Annotated in this window: 15 protein-coding genes and 1 pseudogene; 13 read left to right on the top strand and 3 right to left on the bottom strand. The window is 68.1% G+C overall.

What is annotated here, in order from left to right:
- Positions 1 to 2 precede the first annotated feature (2 nt).
- The 4 genes from NF20_RS18055 to NF20_RS18040 are packed head-to-tail and all read left to right on the top strand — an operon-like array spanning position 3 to position 3977.
- The gene (locus NF20_RS18055; protein WP_019731920.1) at positions 3 to 1313 is read left to right on the top strand and encodes an LLM class flavin-dependent oxidoreductase; all 1311 of its coding nucleotides are present in this window, start codon (positions 3 to 5) and stop codon (positions 1311 to 1313) included.
- Positions 1314 to 1338: 25 nt separating this feature from the next.
- A complete protein-coding gene (locus NF20_RS18050; RefSeq protein ID WP_009975001.1) occupies positions 1339 to 2166 on the top strand; it encodes a coniferyl-alcohol dehydrogenase in 828 nt (275 codons plus the stop codon).
- Positions 2154 to 3143, top strand: coding sequence for a cyclase family protein (locus tag NF20_RS18045; RefSeq protein WP_019731919.1), 990 nt, complete (start codon positions 2154 to 2156; stop codon positions 3141 to 3143). The genes NF20_RS18050 and NF20_RS18045 overlap by 13 nt, the downstream gene beginning before the upstream one ends.
- Before the next feature lie 12 nt (positions 3144 to 3155).
- Complete coding sequence (locus NF20_RS18040; RefSeq protein ID WP_019731918.1) at positions 3156 to 3977, top strand: alpha/beta fold hydrolase; 822 nt, start codon at positions 3156 to 3158, stop codon at positions 3975 to 3977.
- A 16-nt stretch (positions 3978 to 3993) separates the two neighbouring features.
- Here the strand turns inward: NF20_RS18040 and NF20_RS18035 are convergent, their stop codons facing one another.
- On the bottom strand, positions 3994 to 5592 hold the full coding sequence (locus tag NF20_RS18035) for a multicopper oxidase family protein (RefSeq protein WP_033711024.1): 1599 nt from the start codon (positions 5590 to 5592) through the stop codon (positions 3994 to 3996).
- A 194-nt stretch (positions 5593 to 5786) separates the two neighbouring features.
- Here NF20_RS18035 and NF20_RS18030 point away from each other — a divergent pair, with 194 nt between their 5' ends.
- The 9 genes and pseudogenes from NF20_RS18030 to NF20_RS17990 all read left to right on the top strand — a co-directional run bounded on the left by NF20_RS18030 (position 5787) and on the right by NF20_RS17990 (position 15652).
- Positions 5787 to 6593, top strand: coding sequence for an SDR family NAD(P)-dependent oxidoreductase (locus NF20_RS18030; protein ID WP_019732835.1), 807 nt, complete (start codon positions 5787 to 5789; stop codon positions 6591 to 6593).
- A 62-nt stretch (positions 6594 to 6655) separates the two neighbouring features.
- Positions 6656 to 7333 carry a TetR family transcriptional regulator gene (locus NF20_RS18025; protein WP_019732836.1) on the top strand — a complete coding sequence of 226 codons (678 nt, stop codon included), beginning with the start codon at positions 6656 to 6658 and terminating at the stop codon, positions 7331 to 7333.
- Between the two features lie 12 nt (positions 7334 to 7345).
- Positions 7346 to 7540, top strand: a complete 195-nt coding sequence (locus NF20_RS18020) for a ferredoxin (protein WP_003873034.1) — start codon at positions 7346 to 7348, stop codon at positions 7538 to 7540.
- A gap of 22 nt (positions 7541 to 7562) precedes the next feature.
- Positions 7563 to 8807, top strand: coding sequence for a cytochrome P450 (locus NF20_RS18015; protein ID WP_019732837.1), 1245 nt, complete (start codon positions 7563 to 7565; stop codon positions 8805 to 8807).
- A 148-nt stretch (positions 8808 to 8955) separates the two neighbouring features.
- Positions 8956 to 10017, top strand: a complete 1062-nt coding sequence (locus NF20_RS18010) for an amidohydrolase family protein (RefSeq protein ID WP_170945433.1) — start codon at positions 8956 to 8958, stop codon at positions 10015 to 10017.
- Positions 10017 to 11270 (top strand): M24 family metallopeptidase, encoded by a 1254-nt coding sequence (locus NF20_RS18005; protein WP_003873031.1) that lies wholly within the window; start codon positions 10017 to 10019, stop codon positions 11268 to 11270. Before NF20_RS18010 ends, NF20_RS18005 begins: the two co-directional genes overlap by 1 nt.
- Positions 11260 to 12386 (top strand): annotated as a pseudogene (locus tag NF20_RS18000) (M24 family metallopeptidase). The gene NF20_RS18005 and the pseudogene NF20_RS18000 overlap by 11 nt, the downstream one beginning before the upstream one ends.
- 2 nt (positions 12387 to 12388) lie before the next feature.
- On the top strand, positions 12389 to 14836 hold the full coding sequence (locus NF20_RS17995) for a CaiB/BaiF CoA transferase family protein (protein WP_023900963.1): 2448 nt from the start codon (positions 12389 to 12391) through the stop codon (positions 14834 to 14836).
- Positions 14837 to 14842: 6 nt separating this feature from the next.
- On the top strand, positions 14843 to 15652 hold the full coding sequence (locus tag NF20_RS17990) for an SDR family NAD(P)-dependent oxidoreductase (RefSeq protein WP_019732842.1): 810 nt from the start codon (positions 14843 to 14845) through the stop codon (positions 15650 to 15652).
- Between the two features lie 46 nt (positions 15653 to 15698).
- On the opposite strand, the gene NF20_RS17985 is transcribed toward NF20_RS17990, so the two are convergent.
- Positions 15699 to 16529: an SDR family NAD(P)-dependent oxidoreductase gene (locus NF20_RS17985; protein ID WP_024637094.1), complete on the bottom strand. Its 831-nt coding sequence runs from the start codon at positions 16527 to 16529 to the stop codon at positions 15699 to 15701.
- A gap of 23 nt (positions 16530 to 16552) precedes the next feature.
- A complete protein-coding gene (locus NF20_RS17980; protein ID WP_003873026.1) occupies positions 16553 to 17401 on the bottom strand; it encodes a mycofactocin-coupled SDR family oxidoreductase in 849 nt (282 codons plus the stop codon).
- Positions 17402 to 17593: the final 192 nt, after the last annotated feature.

Below are 17593 nucleotides of genomic sequence, written 5' to 3'. Positions count from 1 at the left end.
ACATGAAAATCTCGCTGTTCTACGAATTCGCCCTGCCGCGGCCCTGGGCCCCCGACGACGAGCACGTCCTGCTGCAGGAATGCCTGGACGAGGTGGAGGCGGCCGACAAGGCGGGTTTCTCCACCGTCTGGCTGACCGAGCACCACTTCCTCGAGGAGTACTGTCACTCCACGGCGCCGGAGATCTTCCTGGCCGCCGCCAGTCAGCGGACCAAGAACATCCGGCTCGGTTTCGGCATCATGCATCTGCCGCCGGCGGTCAACCACCCCGCCCGGGTCGCCGAACGCATCGCCACCCTGGACCTGCTGTCCAACGGCCGCGTCGAGTTCGGCACCGGCGAATCGTCGTCGGTCGGTGAGCTCGGCGGGTTCAACATCGACCCCGCCGACAAGCGGGCCCAGTGGGAGGAGGCCCTCGAGGTCGCGATCCGCTGCATGATCGAGGAACCGTTCAGCGGATTCAACGGCGAGCACGTCCAGATGCCGGCGCGCAACGTCATTCCCAAGCCGCTGCAAAAGCCGCACCCACCGGTGTGGGTGGCCTGCACGCGGCCGGCCAGCGTACAGATGGCCGCCCAAAAGGCAATCGGCGCCTTGAGTTTCGCCTACACCGGCCCCGGCCCGCTGACCGAGCGCGTCAACGGCTACTACAAGGAGTTCGAGGAGAACGGCGTGCCCGTCACGCCGGCGATCAACCCGAACATCCTGGCCATCGGCGGTGACCTGTCGATGATGGTGGCAAAGACCGACGAGGAGGCGCTGCAGCGGCTCGGCAAGGGCGGCGGCTTCTTCTCGTTCGGGATCATGCACTACTACATGACCGGCGTGCACACGCCCGGGCGGACGGGTGTGTGGAAGCGGTATCTCGAAGAGGTGGAAAAGGATCCGACGCTGGCCTACGGCCCCGGGCGGGGCGCGATCGGATCGCCGGCCACGGTGCGCGAGTTCCTGCGCGGCTACGAGGAAAGCGGCGTCGACGAGATCATCCTGCTGCTCAACCCGCGCAGCCACGAGGGCACCATGGAATCGATCGAACTGATGGGCAAAGAGGTGCTCCCCGAATTCATCGAGCGGGACGCAAAAGCCGTGGCCGACAAGGCCACCAGGCTGGCGCCGGTGATCGAAAAGGTGGAGGCGCGCCGGCCGAAGTCGACCGCGCCGCAGTTCGACGAGAATTACTCGTTCGGTGGACTGCCCACCGGCCGGGGCGGTAAGTTCACCGCCAGCGAGATCCCCGAGGCCATGGCGGAGATCAACGAAGGCCGGGTCCAGGCCGCGCAGCGGGCGAAGGAACAACAGCAGCAGAAGAAGTAGTTCTCAACGGATTTCGGGGCGAAACGTGGCAGAGATCGACGCGCTGTGGCGCTATGACGGCCGCCGCGCGGTGGTGACCGGATGCGCGTCGGGCATCGGCGAGCAGGTGGTGCGCCAGCTCGGCCAACTCGGCGCCGACGTGATCGGGTTGGACCAGCGCCGGCCCGGCTGCGCACTCGGCGAGTTCCACGAGGTGGACCTGGCCGATCCCGAGTCCATCGACCGCGCCGCGGCCGGCATCGACGGCCCCGTCGACGCGCTGTTCAACATCGCGGGCGTGTCCTCGGGGATCGGCAACCCGCCGCTGGTGGTGACCGTCAACTTCCTGGGCACGCGCCAACTCACCGAGGCGCTGATCCCGAAGATGGTGGCCGGGTCGTCCATCGTGAGCGTGTCCTCGCTCGCCGCCGCCGGGTACCGCGAGCACCTGCGGCAGGTGGCGCCGCTGCTGGACACCGCCACCATGCGGGAGGGTATCGACTGGTGCACAAGCCATCCCGAAGAGCTGGGCACCGGCTATCAACTGTCCAAGGAAGCCCTGATTCTCTACACCATGCGCAGCGTCACCCCGCTGGGTGCTCGTGGTATCCGCATCAACTGCACCGGCCCCGGGGTCACCGAGACGCCGATCTTGGATCAGCTGCGCACCGCCTACGGGCAGGGCTTCCTGGACGACATCCCCAAACCGCTGGGCCGGGTCAGCCGGCCCGCCGAGCAAGCAGCCGTGCTGCTGTTCCTCAATAGCGATGCGGCCAGCTATATTTCGGGCCAGGTGGTGTGGGTCGACGGCGGAAACGTGGGCGCCGCGATCGCTCGCGAACTCGAGGAAGGGCGTACTCCGTGGCCAGTGTGACCGACTTCCGCCGGGCCGCCCGCGACGTCAGCAACTGGGGCCGCTGGGGCGATGACGACGAGCTCGGCACACTGAACTTCATCACCGAGGAAAAGATCGCCCAGGCCGCCAGCCTGGTACAGCACGGAAAAGTGTTTCCGCTGGGTGTAGACTTCGGCTCGTCAGGACCGCAGGGCGCCTTCGGTTTTCGGCACAACCCGATCCACGTGATGACCGTGGACGGCGGCGACGCCGCCACGCTGGCCCAGTACGGACCCGGCTGGGACCGCAACCCGACGGCGGCGCAGATGGGCCCCTACTTCGTCGACAACCTGTTCCGGTTCAACGACGACATGATCATCATGCCGCTGCAGGCGGCCACCCAATGGGATGCGCTGTCGCACGTCTACTACGACGACCTGCTCTACAACGGCGTCCCCGCCGGCTCGGTGACCAGCCTGGGCGCCCGCCGCTTGGGCATCGAGAAGGTGGACGGCAAGGGCATCACGTCGCGCGGGGTGCTGCTGGATCTGGTGCGCCATCGCGGCGCGGAGGTCTTCTTGGAGCACGGAAACCCGGTCACCCCACAGGAATTGGATGACGTCGTGCGCGCCCAGGGCGTGACGATCGAGCGCGGCGACATCCTGCTCATCCGGACCGGTTGGTGGACAAGATATTTGGAAACAGGGAACAAGACCGAACCGTATTCCGGGCTGGACTGGCGATGCGCCCAGTGGCTGCATGACCACGAGGTCGCCGCGGTCGCCTCGGACAACCTGCAGGTCGAAGACCCGGTGTCCGGCGTCGACGGGGTGTTTTTGCCCTTCCACCTGCTGACCCTGCGCGACATGGGGCTGATGCTCGGCGAGTACTGGGACCTCAGCGCGCTGTCGGCCGATTGCGCGGCCGACGGCGTCTACGAATTCCAGCTTGTCGCACCGCCGTTGAGGTTTGTGGGGGCAGTGGGTTCGCCGGTGAACCCGATCGCGATCAAATAGAGAAGGCGGGCGATGGAGATTCATCGCAAAACGATGTCGGTCGATGGCCTGGTCACCAGCTACCTTGAGGCGGGCGAGGGCGACCCGGTGGTGTTGCTGCACGGCGGGGAGTTCGGGGCCAGCGCCGAGCTCGGCTGGGAACGCAACATCGCCGCACTCGCCGCGCGCTACCGGGTGTTGGCGCCCGACCAGTTGGGCTTCGGCGGGTCCGCCAAGGTCATCGACTTCGTCGACGGTCGCGGCATGCGGATCCGGCACGTGGCCCGGTTCTGCGAACTGCTCGGCGTCGAGTCGGCGCACTTCGTCGGCAATTCTATGGGCGCCATCAATCTGCTCACCGACGCCACGTCGGACAGCCCGCTGTGGCCGGTCCGCAGCGCCGTGATCATCTGCGGCGGCGGCGAAATCCAGCAGAACGAGTATTTCGAGGCGCTGCAGAACTACGACGCCACGCTGCCCGCGATGCGCCGCATCGTCGAAGCGCTGTTCTTCGACCCGGCCTATCCCGCCGACGACGACTACGTGCGCCGCCGGCACGAGTCCAGCACCGCGCCGGGGGCGTGGGAGGCCATCGCCGCGGCCAGGTTCCGGCGGCCGGGTGCCACGCCGTCCCCGACGCCGTCGAGCGCCCGGGCCTACGAACGCATTCGTGTGCCAACGCTTGTCGTGGAGGGCGGAGGCGACAAACTCCTTCCCGCCGGCTGGTCGGCTCAGATCGCCAAGCAGATCGACGGCGCGCGCTCGGTCGTGGTGGACGATGCCGGGCACTGTCCGCAGATCGAGCAGCCGTCCGTGGTCAACCAGTTGCTGATGGATTTTCTGGCGACCGCCTGAGCGCAACCAGGTGGCGTCACAGAACGTAGTCCAGCCGGGTCTCCATTCCGGCGACCTGGTGATAGGTGTTGTGGCAGTGCATCACCCAGGTGCCGGGGTTGTCGGCGGACAGGACAGCGGCGAGTTTCTGCTTGGGCAGCACCATGACGGTGTCCTTGCGGGCGCCCGGGCTGCCGTCGGGCTTTGTCACCTGGAATGTGTGCCCGTGCAGGTGAATCGGGTGATACATCATCGTGGTGTTCTCGAAAGAGAGGGTGGGCCGTTGGTCCTCGTGCACGAGCAGCGGATTCGTCTTGCTGTACGGCTCGCCGTTGATCGTCCAGTTGTACTGGATCATGTTGCCGCCTAACACGATCGGCAGGTCGAGACCGGGATCGGGGCGGCCCAGGTTGACCGGCGTGGTGGCGGTGAACATCTCCACCGTGCCCACCCGTTTGGTGAGTTCGCCCGGCTGGAACTGCGGGTCGGGTGTGCTGCCCGCGGCGGTGGACAGCAGGGCCCGCCCCAGCGCGTTCTTGCCTTCGGCGACGGCGACCAGTGGGAAGACACCGTCGCCCGCGGTCACCGTGACGTCGTAGCGTTCGGCCATGCCGATCAGCAGGGCATCGACCTGAGCGGGCACCACGGGATAGCCGTCGGTGTGCGTCACCGTCATCGAGTGCCCGGCCAGTGCGACCCGGAACGCGGTGTCCGAGGCCGTGTTGATCAGACGAATCCGTATCCGCTGGCCGGGCTTGGCGTTGAATATCTTGGGGGAAGCCGCAATTCGACCGTTGACCAGATAGTAGGGGTAGGCGATGTCGCCGGCGTCGCCGCCGAGCAGCTCGCTGCTGCCCACGCCGGGCGGAGCCGCGGCGGCCGTCGTCGGGGTGGTCGACGTGGTCTCGGTCGTCGTGGCCGGGGATGTCTCGGTCGTGGTGGGGGTGGTCGACGTCGTCGTCTCGGGCGGGTTGCGTGGCGGCTTGTTCGGATTGCTCAATTCGCCGTACAACTGGGCCGGGCTCTTGCCGACGCCGTCGGTCCAGTCGTCGAGCACGACGATCCACTCGGCGTCGTAGTCGGCCTCGGCCGGGTCGTCGACGATGACCGGCAGATAAAGACCCGTGTCCTCGTCCAGGCCGGTGTGCGGATGTGCCCAGTAGGTACCGGGATTGGGCACCGAGAACCGGTAGGTGAAGTCGTGTCCGGCCGCGATGTTGGGGGTGGCGGGCTCGGCGCCGTCCATGTCGTTGCGCAGCGAGATGCCGTGCCAATGCACCGATGTCGGATGGTCAAGCCGGTTCGCCACCGTCACCGCGACCTCGTCGCCGATGGCGGCGCGGATCACCGGCCCGGGGATGGAGTCGCCGAAGGCCAGCGTGCGCACGACGGGTCCGCCCAAATCGATCTGCACCGGTTGCGGTGTCAGGTGCGCGGTTACGGTGCGGCCGCTGTGCGGCCGGGCGGCCTCGGCCGTGGCGATGGCGGCGGCCATCCGCGTGTTGCGCGACGGGTCCGGCTTGGACTGGCCGCAGCCCGCGAGCGCCAATCCGCCGGCCATACCGGCGGCCATGAAACCGCGCCTGCTGAGCCGCCTTCGTTCCGACGGCGTATCACCGGCCGGCGGCACAGGCATTGGTCGCTCCCCGTCTTCGTCGAGTGGGCCTCGGGCGCCCTAATACCGTGCTCGTGTGTCGGCCGGAATGCAAGCGCCGTCATCGATTCCGGCCGTGTCGCACGGGTCGGGTCCGACCGATCGGCCGCCGCATTCCCGGCCACCCTTAAATCAGTTGCTTGACTTAACACCGTTGCCGCCGATTAACTCGTCGTGTGGTCAACGAACTGGCTGGCAAGGTTGCCATCGTCACCGGCGGGGCGTCCGGCATCGGTCGCGGAATCGTGGAACGTTTTGTGGCCGAAGGGGCGCGGGTCGTCATCGCCGACATCGAGACCGAGCGGGGAGAGCGGCTGGCCGCCGAGCTGGGCGGTGAGGCCGTGTTCCGCCGCACCGACGTCTCCGACATCGAACAGGTCGGGGCTCTGGTCGCGGCCGCCGTCGAGAAATTCGGCGGGCTGCACGTGATGGTGAACAACGCCGGAATCTCCAGCCCGTTGCGCCGGCTGCTCGACGACGACCTCGCCGACTTCCACCGGGTGATGGGCGTCAACGTGCTGGGCGTGATGGCCGGTACCCGAGACGCGGCGCGCCACATGGCCGACAACGGCGGCGGGGCGATCATCAACCTGACCTCGATCGGCGGGATCCAGGCCGGCGGGGGAGTGATGACCTACCGCGCCTCCAAGGCAGCGGTCATCCAGTTCACCAAGGCCGCGGCAATTGAGCTGGCGCGCTATGACATTCGCGTCAACGCCATCGCGCCCGGCAACATACCGACGCCGATTCTCGGGAAGTCGGCGGGCGACATGGACCCCGAGCAGCGGGAGCGGTTCGAGGCGCGGATCCGCGAGGGAATGCGCGAGGACCGGCCGCTCAAGCGGGAGGGCACACCCGACGACGTCGCGGAGGCGGCGCTGTATTTCGCCACCGACCGCTCGCGCTACGTCACCGGGACGGTGCTGCCGGTGGACGGCGGGACCTCGGCCGGCAAGGCGATGCGCTCGAAGCGGCAGGGATGACACCCGCCGAAATTTTAAATCAATCGCTTGACTTAAAGGCGCGGGCGCGGTTGACTAGCGCAATGACCACCATCGGACGGCCCGTGCGCACCGAGCGGGCCAGCTCCACCCAGGAGGCGATCCTGGTGGCCGCCGAGCGGCTCTATGCCGAGCACGGCATGTTCGCCGTCTCCAATCGACAGGTCAGCGAGGCCGCCGGACAGGGCAACAACGCCGCGGTCGGTTACCACTTCGGCACCAAGGCCGATTTGGTGCGCGCCATCGAGCACAAGCACCGCGGGCCCGTCGAGCAGCTGCGCGAGCAGATGGTCGCCGAGCTGCTGGAGTCCGGCACCGGGGGCGGCCGGGACGCCGAATTGCGCAGCTGGGTGGCCTGTTTGGTGCGCCCCCTCACCGACCACCTCGAGGAGCTGGGAAATCCGACCTGGTATGCGCGGTTCGCGGCGCAGGCGATGACCGATCCCGCCTACTACAACATCATCGTCAAGGGCGCGCTCAGCTCGCCGTCGCTGGTGCAGGTCGTCGAGGGCATCAACCGCTGCCTGCCCGACCTGCCGGCCGAAGTGCACTTCGAACGCAACATCATGGCTCGAAACCTGTTGATGCACACCTGCGCCGACCGTGAACGTGCGCTCGCCGCGGGCACGTCGACCTCCCATCGTTCCTGGCGGGCCGCGGCATCCGGCCTCATCGACGCGATCGTGGGCCTGTGGCTGGCGCCCGTGACGCCGTACGAGTGAAGGACTGGGCAGATGAAAGTGACCGTCGACCAAGACCTTTGCGCATCGTCGGGGAACTGCGTGATGAATGCCCCCGAGGTGTTCGACCAGCGCGACGACGACGGCGTCGTCGTCCTGCTCAACCCCCATCCCACGGCCGAGCAGGCGCAAGGCGCGCGCCGCGCGGCGGCGGCTTGCCCCGCCCTGGCCATCCGCGTTGAAGAATGACGACACGGCGAGGAACAACACCATGTCAGACACCCTGACGAGCACCGCGACCGAACAGACCGCCGACATTCCGGACTACCCGATGCCGCGGCAGGCCGGCTGCCCGTTCGCGCCGCCACCGGACGTCATGGCGCTGGCCCACGAGAAGCCGTTGTCGCGGGTGCGGATCTGGGACGGCAGCACACCGTGGCTCATCACAGGCTATGAGCAAGTGCGCGAACTGTTTTCGGACTCGCGGGTCAGCGTCGACGACCGGCTGCCCGGCTTCCCGCACTGGAACGCGGGCATGCTGTCCACGGTGCACAAGCGTCCGCGGTCGGTCTTCACCGCCGACGGCGAAGAACACACCCGGTTCCGGCGCATGCTGTCAAAACCCTTCACGTTCAAGCGTGTCGAGGGTTTACGCCCGACCATCCAGCAGATCACCGACGAGCACATCGACGCGATACTGGCCGGACCGAAACCCGCCGACATCGTCAGCGCGCTGGCCCTGCCGGTGCCCTCGCTGGTGATCAGCCAGCTGCTCGGGGTCCCCTACGAGGACGCCGACATGTTCCAGCACCACGCCAACGTCGGCCTCGCGCGCTACGCCACCGGTGAGGACACCGTCAAAGGCGCGATGAGCCTGAACAAATACCTCGCCCAACTGGTCGAGGCCAAGATGGAGAACCCCGCCGAGGACGCGGTGTCCGATCTGGCCGAGCGGGTCAAGGCCGGGGAGCTCAGCGTGAAGGAGGCCGCGCAGCTGGGCACCGGCCTGCTGATCGCCGGGCACGAAACCACCTCGAACATGATCGGTCTCGGCGTGCTCGCCCTGCTGGAAAACCCCGACCAGCTGGCCGTCATCCGGGACGCCGAAGACCCCAAGGTGATCGCCAGCGCAGTCGAGGAATTGCTGCGCTACCTCAGCATCATTCAGAACGGCCAGCGCCGCGTCGCGCTCGAAGACATCCACATCGCCGGGGAGACCATCCGGGCCGGTGAGGGGATCATCATCGACCTGGCCCCGGCGAACTGGGATGCGCGCGTCTTCCCCGAACCCGACCGGCTCTACCTGCATCGCTCCGGCGCCGACCGCAACGTCGCGTTCGGCTACGGCCGCCATCAATGCGTGGGCCAGCAGCTGGCGCGCGCCGAGCTGCAGATCGTGTTCCACACCCTGGTACGCCGCATTCCCACACTGCAACTTGCGATTCCGATCGAGGAGGTTCCGTTCAAGGACGACCGCCTCGCCTACGGCGTCTACGAACTCCCGGTGACCTGGTAGCCCACGAAAGATTGCGGATCCGAATGGAGGGTCAATGATGACGACTCAAACAAGCCCCGTTTCGCTGTACCCGCCCGGAGGATACGGCGCCCCCAAGAACCGGCGCGGTCACGCCGTGGGCAGCGACGTCGGCCTGCCGGAGGGCACGGTGGTCTTCTCGGCGGATAACCACATCTCGCTGGCCGATGACATCTTCTACCAACGCTTTCCGGACGACCTGAAGGATAAGGCGCCGCGGATCTGGTACGAAGACGGCGCCTACCAGGTCGGGCGCAAGGGACAGTCTTTCCTGCCCGGCGACTTCAGCGCCGTGCTGATGCAGTACGACGACCTCCCCGGTGCGGCGAGCACCAACATCGAGGCGCGGATTCAGGAGTTGCACGAGGACGGGGTGGAAAAGGAACTGGCCTTCCCCAACGCGGTGCTGGCGCTGTTCCACTACCCCGACAAGACACTTCGCGAGCTCGCCTTCCGCATCTACAACGAATACATCGCCGAGCTGCAGGAGCGCTCGAACGGGCACTTCTACGGCGCCGGGCTGATCAACTGGTGGGACGCGCAGGGCACCAGAAAGACCCTGGACGAGCTGAAAGCATTGGGGCTCAAGACTTTCCTGATGCCGCTCAATCCCGGCAAGGACGACGACGGCAACATGATCGACTACTCCAGCACCGCCATGAGACCGGTCTGGGACGAGATCGAGGCCGCGGGCCTGCCCGTCACGCACCACATCGGGGAAACGCCGCCGAAGAGCCCGACCGAGTTCAACAGCGTCGTCGTCGGGATGATGATCAACATCGACGGATTCCGGGAGACGTTCTCCAAATACATCTTCGGCGGCATCCTCGACGATCACCCCGGGCTGCGGATCGGCTGGTTCGAGGGCGGCATCTCCTGGGTGCCGTGGGCGCTGCAGGACGCCGAGCACCTGGTCGCGTCCTACCAGCACATGTTCAACCGGCCGCTGCAGCACGACGTGCGCTACTACTGGGACACCCACATGAGCGCCTCGTTCATGGTCGACCCGCTCGGCCTGCGGCTGATCGACCAGATCGGGGTGGACAAGGTGATGTGGTCCAGCGACTACCCGCACAACGAGAGCACCTACGGCTATTCCGAGAAGTCGCTGAAGGCCGTCGTCGACGCCGTCGGGCCGGCGAACGCGGCGCAGATCGTCAGCGGCAATGTGACGAAATTCCTGGGTTTGTAGTGACGACACTCGCGCATCTGGACACCAAAACCGGTGAAGGGCTGGTGATTCCGGAGACACCGGACTTGACCCGGCTGCGCCGCGACACCGGAACCCGGCTCCGGGCGGCGATGGCCGAGCGCGGCGTCGACGCGATGATCCTGCTCGGCAACAACGCCGTCGTCTATGCCACCGGCGCCAGTTGGCCACTCGGCGACGCCGGGCTGTCCTATGTCGAGCGGCCGGTGGCCGTGGTGCTCGCCGACGACGAATGGCCGCACCTGTTCCTGCCGTTCCGCGAGGGCGCCGCACACGAGTCGGACCTGCCCGCCGACCATCTGCACGGGCCGGTCTATCTCGAATTCGACGAAGGCGTCGCGGCTTTCGCGCGCACGGTCGCCGACCTGATTCCGGCCAACGCCGTGATCGCGGTCGACGAATGCACCGGCGCAATGTCCCGCGCGGCCGCGACGCTGTTCCCCCGCGGCGCCCCCGTCGACGCGGCGGCCATCGTCGGCGCCGCCAAGGCGGTCAAGACACCGGACGAGTTGTCGTGCATCCGCACCGCGATCCGGATCACCGACGAGGCGATGGTCGAGGTACAGAAGCGGCTGGCCCCCGGTATCCGCCAAATCGACTTGTCGGCAAGCTTTTTGCGGCGCGCCTTCGAGCTGGGCGCCACGGCCAGCATGCTGGAACCGATCTGGCAGGTGATGCCGCCGAGCAAGGCCGAGGGGGTATGGACCACGCACGGCGACCTGGCGCTGCCGCTGCTGTCCACCGCGCGCGAGCTCGACGAAGGCGACGTGCTGTGGACCGACGTCAGCATTACCTACCAGGGCTACTGCTCGGACTTCGGCCGCACCTGGATCGTCGGGCGGGACCCGTCGCCGCGCCAACAAGCCCAGTTCGACAAGTGGTTCGAAATCATGACCGCGGTCCTGGACGTCGCCAAGGCCGGCGCCACCGCGGCCGATCTGGGCAGGGCCGCGATCGGGGCCAACGGCGGTGCGAAGCCGTGGCTGCCGCACTTCTACCTGGGCCACGGCATCGGCGTCAACGCCGCCGAAATGCCCATGATCGGAACCGATCTCGGCCAGGAGTTCGACGAGAACTTCGTCCTGCAAGCCGGGATGGTGCTGGTGCTGGAGCCGGTGGTGTGGGAGGACGGCACCGGCGGCTACCGCAGCGAAGAGGTTCTGGTGATCACCGAGGAGGGCTGGATCCGCTTGACCGACTACCCCTATGACCCGTATGGCCGTCATGTCAGTTGAAGTCTGCCCCGACGAGCGCACGCTGCGCTCGGGGCGCCGCCGGCGGGCGCTGGACCAGATGGCCGCCCACGACCTCGACGTGCTGGTGCTCGGTCGGCAGGCCAACGTTCGCTACGTCTCCGGGGCGCCGCAACTGTGGGTCGCGGGCACCCGGCCGTTCGGCCCGACCTGCGTGCTGGTGCGCGAGACCGGCGCGGTTCACCTGCTCAGCACCTGGGACGAGGGCGTGCCCGAGGACATCCCGCACGAAAACCTCTACGGCATCTCGTGGAACCCGGCCAACACCGTGGCGGCGCTGCGCCGCATCGACGGCACCCAAACCGCCCGGCGCGTCGGAACCGACGCACTCTCACCGGTTTTCGCGCAGCTGCTGCCCACCGTGTTCCCCAACGCGCAACTGGTCGACGGAGAACTGGCCATGCGGGCCGCCCGCCGCGTCAAGACCGCCGAGGAGATCGTGGCGCTGCGGGAATCCATCGCGGTCGCCGAGTCGGCGCTGGCGGCCGCGGTCTCGGAGTTGCGCCCCGGGGTCAGCGAGCAGGCGCTGGCCGGCGTCCTCCTGGAGGCCTCCGCGGCGGGCGGAGTGAGCACCCCGTCGAATCAGGATGTGGCGTGGGCGACCTCGCGCAGCCATCCGTGGCGGCGCGCCGACGGTGACGGTCGTATCCAGGACGGCGACCTGGTGGCATTCTCCGCCGGCGTGCTGGCCGGCGGCTACGTCGGGGAAGTGGGACGCACCTGGCCGGCCGACAAGAAGCACGCCCCCAGCGGCGCCGAGGCCCTGCACCGGCGCTGGGGCGCCTTGTGGGACAAGCTGATCGCGGCCTGCCATCCGGGCGTGGGGGCGGACGAGCTGATGACGGCCTACCGGGCCGCGGGGAGCCGGCACCGCCGATGCCGGTGGCCCGCGGACTGGGTATGGGTTTCGACCCGCCGGTGGTCTCCCAGCACCTGCCCGCGACCGCCGCCGGCGAACGGCTGGAGCCGGGGATGGTGCTCGCCGTGACGGGATACGTATGGGAGGAAGGAGTCGGCGCGGTGTTCGGCCGGGAAGCGGTCCTGATCACCGCCGACGGACCCGAAGTGCTCACGGCGAGCCCGTTCTGGCAGCCCTGACCATGCCCCGCCCCGGCGAAGCGAACGAAGCAGTGACGCGAACCCCGCTGGCCGGCTACACGGTGATCGATCTGTCCACCGGCATCGCCGGAGCCTACTGCACCAAGCTACTGGCCGACGGCGGCGCCGCCGTGGTCAAAGTCGAACCGCCGCAAGGCGATCCGCTGCGCACCTGGTCGGCCTCCGGTGCCCCCGTCCCGGCCGGCGGTGACGGCGCCCTGTTCAGCTTCCTGGCCGGCGCCAAACACAGCGTCGTCGCCGACCCCGCCAACGAGGACGACACCGCGCTGGTGCACCGGTTACTGGCCGCGGCGGACGCGGTGGTCTGGTCGGGCGGGTCCACGGTGGCCGAGCACCACGACTTCACGCCGCGGGCGATCCACGCCCGCCACCCCCATCTCACCGTCACCTCGATCACCCCGTTCGGGCTGGAAGGCCCCTGGCGGGACCGGGCGGCCACCGAGTTCACCCTGCAGGCCTGGTCGGGAGGAATCATCGGCCTCGGCCGCGGCGAGCAGCACCGCCCGCCCGTCTTCGTCGGCGGCCAGGTCGGCGAATATCTGGCCGGGGCCTATGCCAGCGCGGCCACCCTGGCGTCGCGCTGGCGCCGAATCCACGGCGGCCCAGGAGAATTGCTGGACCTATCCATGCTGGAGACACAGATCCTGTGCCTCACCTACTACCCGGTCACCTACTTCGAGGTGCTCGGCCGGCCCTGGCGTGACACCCGGCGGCCGACCGTGCCGGGCGTGGCGCAGGCCAAGGACGGCCTGGTGGACGTCGGCTGCGGCACCGCCCAGCAGTGGTTCGACCTGTGCGCCATGGTGGGTCACCCGGAGTGGATCGACGAGGACTCGCCGCTGTCGATCACCGAGCTGGCCAACATCTACGCCGACGAGATCTTCGCCTGGATGGCCCGCACTCCCGTCGACGAAATCCGGGAACTGGCAACGGCCTTCCGCATCCCGTACGCCCCGGTGGCCAACGGGGCGAATGTCACGTCGTTCGATCAGTTCCGTGAGCGCGGGTCCTTCGTGCGCAATCCGCGCGACGGCTTCCTGCAGCCGGGACACCCCTACCGGATGCACCCGGCGCAGCTACGCGCGCCGCATCCTGCGCCGCGCCTCGGTGAGCACACCGAGGGCTACCGCGGCGCGGAACTGACGCCACGGACCGCACCCGTCGGAGGTCGAGCAGCGTTGCCGTTCAACGGCCTTCGGGTGTTGGACCTCACCACATTCTGGGCGGGCCCCTGCTGCACCCACTTTATGGCCATGCTCGGCGCCGAGGTCATCCACGTGGAGTCCACCCGCCGTCCCGACGGCACCCGGCTGATCGCCGGGGTGCCCGTCAGCGAGGACCGGTGGTGGGAGAAGTCCCCCATCTTCGAGGCCCTGAACACCAACAAGAAGGGCCTGACCCTGGACCTGCAGAGCCCACGCGGCCGGGACGTGTTGCGGCGGCTCATCGCCACCTGCGACGTGATCGTGGAGAACTTCACCCCGCGGGTGCTGGATGCGATCGGACTGGATTTCGCCACCGTGCAATCGATTCGCGCCGACGCGGTCATGGTGCGGATGCCCGGCTTCGGGCTCACCGGGCCGTGGCGGGACAACCCGGCATTCGCCTACGTCATCGAATCCGCGTCCGGGTTGAGTTGGCTCACCGGCTACCCGGATCGCACCCCCTACGACCCGTACTCGATCGGCGACCCGTGCGCGGGGGTGCACGCCCTCAACGCGATACTGCTGGCGCTCGAGCACCGGCGCCGCACCGGCGAGGGGGTGTTCGTCGAGGCGGCGATGGTCGATGCCGCGCTGAGCATCGCCGCCGAGCAGGTCATCGAGTACTCGGCCTACGGCGCGCTGCTCGAGCGGGCCGGCAACCGGGGGCCCACCGCCGCCCCGCAGAACCTCTACCTCAGCGCCGACGTCGACGAATTCGGCCGGCTCGACAGCTGGGTCGCCATCGCCGTGGCCACCGACGACCAGTGGCACCGATTGTGCCGCGCACTCGGATCCCCCTCGTGGGCAATGGATCCCGAGCTGTTGACCGCTTCGGGCCGGCGCACGCATCAGGATTTCATCGACAAGCAGCTCGCGGCGTGGTGCGAGTGCCGCGGCCGCGACGACATCGTCGCCACCCTCTGGGACGCCGGGGTGCCGGTGGCCAAGGTCATGCAACCCCACCGGCAATCCGAGCTGGAACAGCTGACGTTCCGGGGCTTTTTCGAAGAGGTCGACCACCCGGTCAACGGCCCGGCTAGGCTCAGCACCGTGCCGATGAGATCCTCCGCCGGCCCCGATCGGTTCCACACCGCGCCCGCGCCGCTGCTCGGGCAGCACAACCAGGAACTGCTGTCCGGGCTGGGCTTGTCCGACGCGGACATCGCGACGCTGCGGGCCGAAGGTGTCATCGGCAGCGCGCCGGCCATGCACCCGGCGGGCTGACCGGCGATGGCCATCGATCCCTCGGACATCCTGCTCACCGACCGGGTCGCGGTGGTGACCGGGGCGGGGGCGGGCATCGGCCGCGGCATCGCCGCCGGGCTGGCCGCATTCGGCGCGCGGGTGGCGATCTGGGAGCGCGACGCGCAAACCTGCACGCGGGCAGCCGAATCCATCGGAGGACTGGGCATCGTCACCGACGTGCGGGACAGCGGCCAGGTCGACACCGCGCTGCAGCGCACCATCACCGAACTGGGCACGCCCACCATCCTGGTGAACAATGCCGGCGGGGTGTTCTCCTCGCCGCTGCTGGAAACCAGCGAGAACGGCTGGGATGCGCTGTACCGCGCCAATCTTCGGCACGTGCTGCTGTGCACCCAGCGGATCGCCCGGCAGCTGGTGTCGGTGGGCGCCGGCGGCAGCATCATCTCGCTGACCTCCATCGAAGGCGTGCGCGCGGCACCGGGCTATGCCGCCTACGCGGCAGCCAAGGCCGGCGTCATCAACTACACCAAGACCGCGGCGCTGGAACTGGCGCCGCACGGCATCCGGGTCAACGCGATCGCGCCCGACATCACGCTCACCGAAGGGCTGGAACAGCTGGGCGGTGAGGCCGCCACCACCGCGATGGGGAACATCGTTCCGCTGGGCCGTCCCGGTCACGTCGACGAAATCGCCAGTGCCGCAGTCTTTTTGGCTTCCGACATGTCGGGGTACCTGACGGGGCAGACGCTGCACGTCGACGGCGGCACCCAGGCCTCCAGCGGGTGGTATCACGATCCGCGGACCGGCGACTACCGACTGGGCCCGGCCGGTTAGCTCACCGACGCCGCCGCAACAGCCCCGAGGGGCCGGCCCCATTTATCTAGTGCGTCCAGCCCTCGGCGGCCTGCTCGTCGAAGGTCCGGTCGATGCGTTCGAACCGGCGGCGGATCGACTCCCGGGCGGCCGCGTGCGGCAGGATGTAGAGCCGATTGGCCAGGATCGCGTCGGCGGTGAGCCGCGCGACGTCGTCGGCGCTGACGCTCTCGTCCTGGGTGGGCAGCGGCCCGAAGGCCCCCTCCGGCGTCGCCGACATCCCATAGTCGGCGCCGCGAATCCGTTCCGAGTTGGAGACCAGCTTGGTCTCCACCACCATCGGGCACAACACCGATACGCCGATGCCGTTGGGCTTGACTTCGCGCGCCAACGTTTCGGCGAGCCCGACGACCCCGTACTTAGCAACGCCGTAGGTGCCGAGGCCGGCGTTGGGCACCAGACCGGCGAAGGACGCGGTGAACGCGATGTGCCCGCCGGTGCCCTGCTCGAGCAGCCTGGGCAGGAACGCCTCGACGGCATGGATGGAGCCCCACAGGTCGATGTCGATCACCCAGCGCCAGTCGTCATGGTTCATCTGGGCCAGCGGGCCCGCGACGACGATGCCGGCGTTGCTGAAGACGACGTCGACGCCGCCCAGCAGCCGGAAGGCCTCATCGGCGAGACGGACCATTTCGTCGAGATGCCGGACGTCGCACACCACGCCGTGCGCGTCGAACCCCTGGCCGCGCAGCCCGTTGACCGCCTGTTCCAGCGCCGGCTGGTCGACGTCGGAGAGCACCAGACGCGCCCCCCGGCGGGCGAATTCGGTGGCGGTGGCCAATCCGATGCCGCTGGCGCCGCCGGTGACCACCGCCGCGCGGCCGTCGAAACCAGACAGGAATCCGTCCATGGGACGGAACTCTATTTCAGGCAGCTACCCGCATCGATGGGCAGGGTCACGCCGGTGATGTAGCGGGCTTCGTCCGAGGCGAAGAACAGCACCGCGTTGCTGATGTCGATCGGCTCGACCCACGGGATGGGCAGCGTGTGGAACATCTGGCAGATCGGCGCCATGTCGTCGGGACCCGGGTTCTCCAGATCCGGACGGAACATCTTGAAGGTGCCCTCGTTGTGCAGCATCGGGGTCTTGACGTGCGTCGGGTGTACCGAATTGACGCGAATCATGTGCTGTCCCAACTCGACTCCGAAGGCGCGCATCAGCCCGACCACGCCGTGCTTGGCCGCGACGTAGTGGCCGGTGTGCGGGTAGGCCTTGAGCCCGCCGACCGAGCTGGTCAGGATGATGGATCCGCCGCGGCCGCCGGCGATCATATGCGGCACACCGGCTTTCACGGTTTTCCACACCCCGGCCAGGTTGATGTCGATCATCTCGGTCCAGTCTTCTTCGCTGGTCTTGTCCAAAGTGTCGCCGCCGTTGCCGATTCCGGCGTTGGCCACGATGATGTCCAGCCGGCCCAGCTGCTCGACGCCGCTGTCGACCGCGGCTTTGAGCGCGTCGTAGTCGCGCACGTCGACCTCGGCGGTGACGATTCTGCGGTTGTGCCCCTTGACCAGATCGGCGGTCTCGGCCAGGTCCTCGGGCGTGGAGGCCGGGATGGCGGTGTCCACCACGCCCGCCCGGATGGGCTTGCAGATGTCGACGGCGATGATGTCGGCGCCCTCCTGGGCCAACCGCACCGCGTGGCTGCGGCCCTGACCGCGTGCCGCCCCGGTGACGAAAGCGACTTTGCCCTCAACACGTCCGGTCATGGCTACCTCAACTCCTGACTTGATCGGATCGGCGCGCCTCAGCGGAGAACACACACGCTTCCCCGGACCGCGGGTCTTGCCGACTTTGAACTCTGTCATTCAGCCAACACGGGTGTCAACGACGAATCCGTTTCGGCTATTCGTGATTCTAGATATTAGAGAATCTCATTCTCACCGGCAAACAGCGTGCGG

The organism is Mycobacterium sp. MAC_080597_8934, from assembly GCF_000523975.1.
In the GTDB taxonomy this organism is placed as follows: Bacteria; Actinomycetota; Actinomycetes; order Mycobacteriales; family Mycobacteriaceae; genus Mycobacterium; species Mycobacterium avium.
This window is presented reverse-complemented; position numbering and strand designations above follow the sequence as displayed.

Bases quoted from the DNA above. Each gene is read 5' to 3' on its own strand.
- NF20_RS18055 (WP_019731920.1), top strand. From the start codon at position 3: ATGAAAATCTCGCTGTTCTACGAATTCGCCCTGCCGCGGCCCTGGGCC.
- NF20_RS18040 (WP_019731918.1), top strand. From the start codon at position 3,156: ATGGAGATTCATCGCAAAACGATGTCGGTCGATGGCCTGGTCACCAGC.
- NF20_RS18035 (WP_033711024.1), bottom strand. From the start codon at position 5,592: ATGCCTGTGCCGCCGGCCGGTGATACGCCGTCGGAACGAAGGCGGCTC.
- NF20_RS18025 (WP_019732836.1), top strand. From the start codon at position 6,656: ATGACCACCATCGGACGGCCCGTGCGCACCGAGCGGGCCAGCTCCACC.
- NF20_RS18020 (WP_003873034.1), top strand. From the start codon at position 7,346: ATGAAAGTGACCGTCGACCAAGACCTTTGCGCATCGTCGGGGAACTGC.
- NF20_RS18015 (WP_019732837.1), top strand. From the start codon at position 7,563: ATGTCAGACACCCTGACGAGCACCGCGACCGAACAGACCGCCGACATT.
- NF20_RS17995 (WP_023900963.1), top strand. From the start codon at position 12,389: ATGCCCCGCCCCGGCGAAGCGAACGAAGCAGTGACGCGAACCCCGCTG.
- NF20_RS17990 (WP_019732842.1), top strand. From the start codon at position 14,843: ATGGCCATCGATCCCTCGGACATCCTGCTCACCGACCGGGTCGCGGTG.
- NF20_RS17980 (WP_003873026.1), bottom strand. From the start codon at position 17,401: ATGACCGGACGTGTTGAGGGCAAAGTCGCTTTCGTCACCGGGGCGGCA.